Origin of the sequence: Salinibacter sp. (assembly GCF_036626415.1) — a bacterium.
Taxonomy (GTDB): domain Bacteria; phylum Bacteroidota; class Rhodothermia; order Rhodothermales; family Salinibacteraceae; genus Salinibacter.
The window spans coordinates 1-8039 of record NZ_JAZKRW010000129.1 but is presented as its reverse complement, the minus strand read 5'-3'; the positions used below and the strand labels follow the sequence as shown (position 1 = coordinate 8039).

Below are 8039 nucleotides of genomic sequence, written 5' to 3'. Positions count from 1 at the left end.
GACGAGGAGGCCGAATGATTCGTGGCGCGTGATGCGTGAGAGTATTTATCGCCTGTGCTTTCCGTCATCTCACGCATCACGTATCACTTCTTGCGTTGCACGCCTCACGCCTCAGTCCCGAGCACTCGCTCCGTCTGCCGGTACGCGATGAAGCCACTCGCCGCGAAGATGACGGCATAGATGCCCAGCGGCGTTTGGGTCTGCGCGATGGCCTGGTAGGCGAGGGCCGAGACTCCAGCCGCGAGGCCGCCGGACAGCAGAAATACGACGACATGGAGCACCCACCGGCCGAGCGCCTGGCCGGGCGTGAGTGAGGGGTCGGACATGGGTCCGCATGCTGGTCGAGAACAATGACGGACCGTGAACCTACTGGGGCGCCGGGATAAGCGCAAACGGCCATGCGGCGGAGGGGGACGGGGCCACCGACGGCGCTCTTTCGTTGCGATCCTCGTTACGAAATCGTCACCCTGAGTTTAACCACAACTGGGGGGTGATTTTATTATACTGTGTGTAGACATGTTGATGAAAAATCGCGTCCCGCAAACGGGGCGTTTTTTTATTTTGGTCCGGTTTTTCCGTTTGCCCGGTCTCCTCGGGGCCGAGTGCACTTCCTTTTCGGCGCTCGTCTGACCGCGTCGTTGTGTTCCTGAGTCCCGCCTCACCGTCTGCAAACGGCACTTTTGTGCCGAATGGTGGGCGAGGTGGAAAATGTGAGGCGCGATTTCGTCGGGCTAAGTCGCCTTGTCCCCCGGCACCGGGCAACGAATTCGCTCTGAGCGGGTCTCGAACGTGCCCTCCTCCGAACCCTGGCCCCTTCTCACGACCACGTTCCGCCGGTGGGTGCGGACGGATGGAGGCCCGGAAGAAGACCACTGGGATCTGGTGGGGAGGAAAGAAAAGCTCTCGTGTCGCCCCCCTTTTCAATTCTACGCCGCCGCACCCCCGGACGACCCCGACACCACCGGGGCGGGCGGCCGCCGCCACTTCGCGTCCAGCGACCACCGCCCGCTGCCGAACGCGCACACGAGCAGAAGCAGAAACAGCACCAGCGCCGAAAACTCCAGCGACTGATCTGCCGACAGCAGGCCACCCTGCCAATGCACGAGAAAGACCGCCCCGCCGAGAATGGGCAGCTGGACGAGGGCGGCGAGGCGCGTGTAGAAGCCCACGGCGAGAAAGGCCCCGCCCACCAGGTGGGCCCCGATCACGTACACGGACAGCCCGGCGAGTCCGAGTCCCGGCTCCGTGGTGCTCACCAGCTGTTGCAGTCCACTGTCCGTGGCGAGCAGTGCCAGGCCCCGAAAAAACAGGCCCGTGCCCAAATACACGCGGAGGGCATCGAGAACAAGGTCGCGCTGGGCCTCAAGACTGCGGAGCATGGGGATGGAAGGGGCGGCTTCAAAGAACAGGAGACAGTTCTGTAACAAATTCCCGCCGGGGGACGATCCGGCCCACGTGTTGAGATCGGCCGTCGGAATCACTGCGCCGGACGGATGCGTGTCAGATCTCGCTCGCATCCGAACACTCGTGCATTCATCGATCTGTCCCTGATGAGCGAAGATGCCCCGCCCCAGTCCCTCCGGCAGCTCCGTGCCGAGTGGCGCGAGCGCCTGCGGCGGGCCCGCGACCACGCCGTGGCGCAGGCCGACGACCTGGGCCTCGCGGACCTGCGGGCCCTCCGGGCCACGATTGAGGAAGAACGGGCACGAGTCGAGAAACGCCTGCCCGACCCGGGTCCCGTCGAAACCAAGGGCCCGATGACCGCCGAGCAACAGGCCCGGCACGTGCAGGACGCGCTCCAGTACCACACGTTGGAGGTGCGAAAGCAGATCGTCGTCCACGAGTTGCGGCGCCGGGCCCTCGGGCCCGACCGGGTCGAGCAAGAGATCGAGGTGCCCGCCACCACCCGACACTACGCCGGGGTCGCCTGGGACGTGATGGGGGAGCCCGAGGTGGAGACGACCGCGGACGTGTACCGCGAGGTGGCCCGCCGCGCGGACGAGGACGTGCACCTCACGACCGTCGAGACGTGGCTGCGGGAAAAGAATCCCCACCACCCCGAAGAGACCGACGGGCGCTGGACCGAACTCCGACGTGCCGTGCTCCTGGCGTCGGCGTGAGCGGCCCTGTGGGAGGGCGGGCCCACGGTTCTTCCGTGATGTTCTGGGGAAGGCCTTTACGCCCCTTCACGCGATAGGTAGATTGAAAAACCCACCCCCCACACCTCGGCCGCCTGTCTCCTATGTCTCGCCGCCTCCTCACCGTTCTTCTTGTGGTCTGCGCCCTCGCTGCAGTCACGGGGGGCTCGCCCGGAGTCTCGCAACAGGGGCCCTCAAGCGGTGCCGGAGCGCACCCAAGGGCCGATAGCCTGCTGCAGGCGGGCCCGATGGTGGGCTACGGCACGCACCGCGAGGTGCAGCTCTGGGTGCAGACCAGCCGCCCGGCCGACGTCCGACTCCGCTACTGGAGTCGCACCACCGCCCGGGGCGACACGGCCTCTCCGGCCGCTATTCCCGATCCCGACACCGCCACTACGGCTGTCCAGCGGACCTCCGCAGAGGGCAGTCACATCGCCCGATTCACCGTCAGCGCCCTGGAGCCCGGCAACACGTATGTCTACGAGCTCTACCTCAACGGGCAGCGCGTGGAGCGGCCCTATCCGCTTCGCTTCCAGACCCAGCCCCTCTGGCAGTGGCGCACCGATCCGCCCGACATTACGATGGCGATCGGCTCGTGCGCCTACATCAATGACCCAACCTACGACCGCCCCGGGAATCCCTACGGCGGAGACGAGCGCATCTTCCGTTCCATCGCGGCCAAGAACCCGGACCTCATGCTGTGGATGGGCGACAACGTGTACTACCGGGAGGTGGACTGGGCCACCCCGACGATGATGGAGGCCCGCTACGCCCACACGCGCCGCGCCGAGGCCCTACAGCCGCTTCTCGGGCACACTCACAACTACGCCACCTGGGACGACCACGACTACGGCCCCAACAACAGCGACCGCTCCTACCGGCAGAAAGACGCCAGCCTCCGCATCTTCAAGCAGTACTGGGCCAATCCCAACTACGGCCGCCCCGACGTGCCGGGCGTCTTCGGGAAATTCCAGTGGGGCGACGTGGATGTCTTCTTGCTCGATGACCGCTACCACCGCTCGCCTACCGGCGCCCCCCGCACCGACGACAAAACGATGTGGGGCGAGGCGCAACGGCAGTGGCTCATCGACGCCCTCACGACCAGCGACGCCCCCTTCAAGTTGGTAGTGAATGGCGGGCAGGTGATCACGCCGAAGGCACAGTACGAAACCGGTGCCCGCTTTCCACAAGAGCAGTCGCTGTTGCTGGAGGCCCTTCGGGAGCGGCAGGTTGAGGGCGTCGTGTTCCTCTCCGGCGACCGACACATCACCGAACTGTTGCAGCGCCGGCCCGAAGGGTTCTACCCAATCTACGAGTTCACCAACTCGCCCCTCACGGCAGGTGCCGTCACTGAGGGAAAAAATCCCAATCGCGTCGACGGTACGCTCGTGGAGCAGCGCAACTTCGGCACCCTCACGATCAGTGGCCCGCGTGAGGACCGGGTGCTTACGCTCCGCACATTCGACGCCGACGGCGGGTTGCTGTGGGAGCGAACCATTCGGGCCCAGGCGCTCACCGTGCCCGACGATACGAGCGAAGAGGAGTAGAGCAACCTATCGGGACGGGTCCGAGTCGGCGGCCCCCTCCTCGACGTATCCCAGCACCTTGAGAAGTCCCCCGAGGCCGACCAGAAGCCCCGCGCCGACGAGGCCGACGACGCCCAGCGTGGTTCGGAGGTCGTCGCCCGGCCCGGCCATCAGCAGCAACGCCAGCCCCCCAATGCCGACCAGCAGGGCGAGGCGGGAGGCGACCGTCTGCACGAGCGGGCTCTCGGAAAACGAAACGGGACGACGAAGGCGGACCGGAAACAAAAAAAGCCCGCCTCTGCAGGGCAGGCTGACTTCTTTGACCAACACAACTAACTACAGTATAACAAAATCGACCCCCGGGGCGTCAACCCCTTTCACGGTGATTCTGTGACAAAAACATGGAGAAAAAATGAATCCACCGGGGCGGCCAGGAAGATTCCGGAGAATCAGGGGGCGGAGGCCGACACGAACACGACGCCGTCCCGACCGTGCATCGCCCCGTGTTGCTGCCGCCGCCACGGTCCGGCCATCGACTTCTTTCATCCGCATTGAACACGTGTTATGAACGAGCGCATTCAAGAGCACGCCCGCACTCTTCTCAACTGGTCAACGGACGTGCAGCACGGCGACGACGTCGTCATCGCGGCCGGCCCCGAGGCCCACGAGCTCGTGGTGGCCCTTCACCGAGAACTCGGCGACCGCGGGGCGAACCCGACGACGCTGTACACGTCGGGGGAGGCCTCCCGGGCACACCTGCAGGCCCACGACGGCGACTTTACGCTGCCCGAGCACACGCTCGCCCTCTACGAGGCGTGCGACGTGGCCATCCACGTGCGCTCGGACCCGAATTTGGCCGCCCTCAACGACGTCCCCGGCGCGCGCCTCGCGGAGCGCTCTCGGGTCCACAAGCCCATCATCGAGGAGCGCCTCTCAAAGCGGTGGTGCCTCACCCAGCACCCCACGAACGCGCACGCCCAGGCCGCGGACCTGCCGCTGGGGGCGTACCGCGACTTCGTCTACGGGGCCATCCTGCGCGACTGGGCGGCGGTCGAGGAGTACCAGGAGGAGCTCCGCCGGCGGCTCGAGGAGGCGAGCACGGTGCGCGTGGTGGCCGGGGAGACCGACATCCAGATGAGCGTGGAGCACATGCACGCCATCAACTCCGCCGGCCGCCACAACATGCCGAGCGGGGAGGTCTTTACCGCCCCCGTGCCCGAGAGCGTGGAGGGCACCGTGCTCTTCGACAAGCCGCTCATCCACCAGGGGCGCGAGATGGAGGGGGTGCGCCTGCGCTTCGAGGACGGCGAGGTGGTCGAGTCCGCCGCCGAGCGCAACGAGGAGGCCCTCGACGACCTGCTCGACACCGACGACGGGGCGCGGCGCCTTGGGGAGCTCGGCATCGGGACGAACCGCGAGATCGACCGGTTCACCAAGAACATGCTCTTCGATGAGAAGATGGGCGAGACGGTGCACCTGGCCCTCGGACGGGCCTATGACGCCAACGTGGGCGAGGGGCAGACCGGCAACGACAGCGCCGTGCACGTCGACATGATCCTCAACACGAGCGCCGGCCGCATCGAGTTCGACGGGCAGGTGATCCAGGAAGGCGGGCAGTTCGTGTGGGAGTAGCGTTTCCCACGGGGACGAGGCCCCCTCCGGAATGAGTTCCGGCATTGTCCCGGAGCCCCGCCCGGGGCTTAATGCCCGTCGAGTGACAGCGATAACTAGAGCCTGAATGCCTCCATAGAACTTCCGGATCCTTTTTCAGGCTTTCTGCCGCTGGACGCTCCATGGCCCTTCCCCGTCTCAACGTGCTCCGTCCGCCGCGGGGCTGTCTCATTCTCCTCGGGGTTGCCCTGCTCTGTTCGGTGGGCGTGTCTGCGGGGCAGGCGCAGCACCTCGGCACCGGGATCTACGGCAAACTGGGCGCCGGCCTCTCGGGCTACACCGGCGATCTGTCGGGGGCGGGCGAGGCGCCCCGGGAACTCGACGCCAATGTGCTAAAACACTTTCCCCTCACGGCGGCCGGAGAGCTGGGCTACCAGTTTTCCCCGAACTGGGCCCTTGCACTGGGGGGACAGGCCGGGAGCTACGTGTCGGTGGGCGACGCCGCCCCTGCGACCGATTCGTACCGCCGCTACACATCTCATCTGCTGGGCCGCTACACGTTCGGAGCGCCCAGCCAACGGGTTGCGTTCTATCTGGACGCCGGCCTCAATGTGACGGTCGGCGGACCCACACGCACCGGGATCGGTCCGTCTGTCGGGGGCGGAATGGACATCCGGGCCAGCCGTGCGGTCTCCATCTTCGTTGAGTCTCGCCTCCATGCAGTCTTTCCGGACGATGCGGTCGACGGGACGGAGACGGCCGGCGGTGGGGGGCGGTCGTTCGACACTGTCAACCAGCCCTTGGGGATCGGGCTCAAGTTTAGCCTCACGACGCCGACCGCGCCCGATGTGGTTGCCCTTGACGGCCCCCTTGAGGTGCCGGTTGACACGGCCGTCACGTTCGCGGCGACGGTCAACGAGGACGAGGCGGCGCGTCCGCTCGACCGCCAATGGCGCTTTGGGGATGGCACGCGGGGGACGGGCCCGACGGCCACCCACACGTACGGCCGGCCCGGCACCTACACCGTCTCCTTCGCGGCCCGAAACGAGGCCGGCACGGCGACAGAATCGACGACAATTCGGGTGACCCGTGCGTCGGACCCGCCATCCACCCCGGACGCGCCCTGGATCGTCTCCTTAACCGCCCGTCCCAATCCGGTGTCGGTCGGGGAGCCTGTTCAACTCCGCAGTGTCGTAAGGGGGGGCGAGCCGTTTGCCTACCGGTGGACTGTTGGGGACGAGACCGTCGAGCGAGGGCCCGAGCCCACAGTCACGTTCGAGCGACCGGGCCGACACCCGGTTCGGGTTCGGGTGTCCAACGACGCGGGCACAGAGACGCGTGCCATGACGGTGCACGCAGAACGGCCCGAGGGGCATTCTGCCCGTGCGCCGGCCCCGACGGCCGCGTGGGCGATCGGGGTGGCCTCCATGCGGAGCCGGGCGGGCGCGGAACGGATGGCGCGGCGGTACCGGGAGCGCCTGGCCGACGCCGTGCCGGGGGCCGTGCGGATCGTCGAGCACGTGCTCGACCAGACCCTCCACTTCCGGGTCGTCGTGGGCCGCTACGAGACCCAGGCCGCTGCGCAGCGGGTCCTCGAGGACCACCGGCGGGCATTGCCCTCGGGCGCGTGGGCGGTTCAACTTCAGTAGGGGACAAGAGAGACGAGAAGTGGGCGGTGCTGGATTTGAACCAGCGACCCCCTGCTTGTAAGGCAGGTGCTCTAAACCGCTGAGCTAACCGCCCGAGGTGCGTTGAGGGTTTCGCGTTGAGGGTTCTGCACTGTGGGTTGACTGAGAAAGCCCTCAACCCAAAACAAAAGAGACGGAGCGGGAGACGGGGATCGAACCCGCGACCTTCAGCTTGGGAAGCTGATGCTCTGCCACTGAGCTACTCCCGCGTCTGCGTCGGTGCTCAATGCAGATCACAGGCGTCAGTTCCGGGGCGCACGCCGGGCCGCCCCTGCGTCTTGACCGTGTCTTTGTCGCCCAAAGACAAAACAAGGCGGCGCCCCCTCCGTTGGACCCCGGTACGGTAATTCTTTCACACATCGACTGTGTAGCTGTTATGCCGAAGCGCACCTACCAGCCCAGCCAGAAGAAGCGCAAGAAGAAGCACGGCTTCTTGGAGCGCATGAAGACGAAGGAAGGCCGAAAGATCATCAAGCGGCGGCGCAAGAAGGGCCGCGACAAGCTCTCGGTGAGCGACGAAGACTCCGGCAAGCCCGTGTAACCGGCGGTGCCCGTGCCTGAACTTCCCGACCGCGTCGAACAGCGGCGCCTCACGTTTCCCCCGTCGTATCGTCTGAAGCGACGTCGCCTCATCCGGTCCCTCTTTGACCGGACGCGCGACGACATAGAGACGGTCGCAGTGGGCTGCGTGCGGCTATTGTACCGCGTCGTAGACCGAAGCGTGCTCGGGCACAACGTGCCGCTCCAGGTTGGGTTTGCGCCCGGCTCACGTGCCGAGAGCGGTGTTGAACGCAACCGGATCCGTCGGCTCCTCCGAGAGGTCTACCGGGTGCACCAGTACACCCTGGTAGACCCTTTTGTATGTGGCCCCGATGCGCTCATTGTCATGATTCTGTTTCGGGGCGCCCCCGAGCAGGCCGACGCGTGCATCGAGCGCGACCTGCCGCGGGCCCTCCAGCGCGCCGCTGCTTCGTGGCAGAAGCCCCGCGCGTGAGCATGCTGTGCCGGCCTTGAAAATTCTACGCCGATTTTGAAACAACGCCGGGCACGCTGAGGCCGAGCGCTCGTTGCGTACA

9 protein-coding genes and 2 tRNA genes are annotated in these 8039 nt (G+C 66.4%); 6 read left to right on the top strand and 5 right to left on the bottom strand.

Annotated features, from left to right (window positions below):
- Positions 1-104: 104 nt before the first annotated feature.
- Together V5A20_RS11905 and V5A20_RS11900 are read right to left on the bottom strand one after the other, a co-directional pair.
- Entirely contained in the window at positions 105-326 is a 222-nt protein-coding gene (locus tag V5A20_RS11905; RefSeq protein ID WP_332327422.1) for a hypothetical protein, read from the bottom strand.
- A gap of 600 nt (positions 327-926) precedes the next feature.
- Positions 927-1379 carry a DoxX family protein gene (locus tag V5A20_RS11900; RefSeq protein ID WP_332327421.1) on the bottom strand — a complete coding sequence of 151 codons (453 nt, stop codon included), beginning with the start codon at positions 1377-1379 and terminating at the stop codon, positions 927-929.
- A gap of 171 nt (positions 1380-1550) precedes the next feature.
- Here V5A20_RS11900 and V5A20_RS11895 point away from each other — a divergent pair, with 171 nt between their 5' ends.
- Both V5A20_RS11895 and V5A20_RS11890 read left to right on the top strand, forming a co-directional pair.
- Entirely contained in the window at positions 1551-2120 is a 570-nt protein-coding gene (locus tag V5A20_RS11895; RefSeq protein WP_332316720.1) for a hypothetical protein, read from the top strand.
- Positions 2121-2242: 122 nt separating this feature from the next.
- Entirely contained in the window at positions 2243-3685 is a 1443-nt protein-coding gene (locus V5A20_RS11890; protein ID WP_332327420.1) for an alkaline phosphatase D family protein, read from the top strand.
- Between the two features lie 6 nt (positions 3686-3691).
- Here V5A20_RS11890 and V5A20_RS11885 read toward each other — a convergent pair whose 3' ends face one another.
- A complete protein-coding gene (locus tag V5A20_RS11885) occupies positions 3692-3898 on the bottom strand; it encodes a hypothetical protein (RefSeq protein ID WP_332316722.1) in 207 nt (68 codons plus the stop codon).
- Between the two features lie 330 nt (positions 3899-4228).
- Between V5A20_RS11885 and V5A20_RS11880 the strand changes: the two genes are divergently transcribed.
- Positions 4229-5296: an aminopeptidase gene (locus V5A20_RS11880; RefSeq protein ID WP_332327419.1), complete on the top strand. Its 1068-nt coding sequence runs from the start codon at positions 4229-4231 to the stop codon at positions 5294-5296.
- Positions 5297-5457: 161 nt separating this feature from the next.
- Positions 5458-6924 carry a PKD domain-containing protein gene (locus V5A20_RS11875; protein ID WP_332327418.1) on the top strand — a complete coding sequence of 489 codons (1467 nt, stop codon included), beginning with the start codon at positions 5458-5460 and terminating at the stop codon, positions 6922-6924.
- A 20-nt stretch (positions 6925-6944) separates the two neighbouring features.
- Here V5A20_RS11875 and V5A20_RS11870 read toward each other — a convergent pair.
- Positions 6945-7018 (bottom strand) — tRNA-Val (locus tag V5A20_RS11870).
- Positions 7019-7100: 82 nt separating this feature from the next.
- Positions 7101-7172, bottom strand: a tRNA-Gly gene (locus V5A20_RS11865).
- 167 nt (positions 7173-7339) lie between these two features.
- Here V5A20_RS11865 and rpmH point away from each other — a divergent pair.
- Both rpmH and V5A20_RS11855 read left to right on the top strand, forming a co-directional pair.
- Complete coding sequence (gene rpmH, locus V5A20_RS11860; protein ID WP_043551668.1) at positions 7340-7504, top strand: 50S ribosomal protein L34; 165 nt, start codon at positions 7340-7342, stop codon at positions 7502-7504.
- Between the two features lie 12 nt (positions 7505-7516).
- Positions 7517-7957 (top strand): ribonuclease P protein component, encoded by a 441-nt coding sequence (locus tag V5A20_RS11855; protein ID WP_332327417.1) that lies wholly within the window; start codon positions 7517-7519, stop codon positions 7955-7957.
- The last annotated feature ends 82 nt before the right edge of the window (positions 7958-8039 follow it).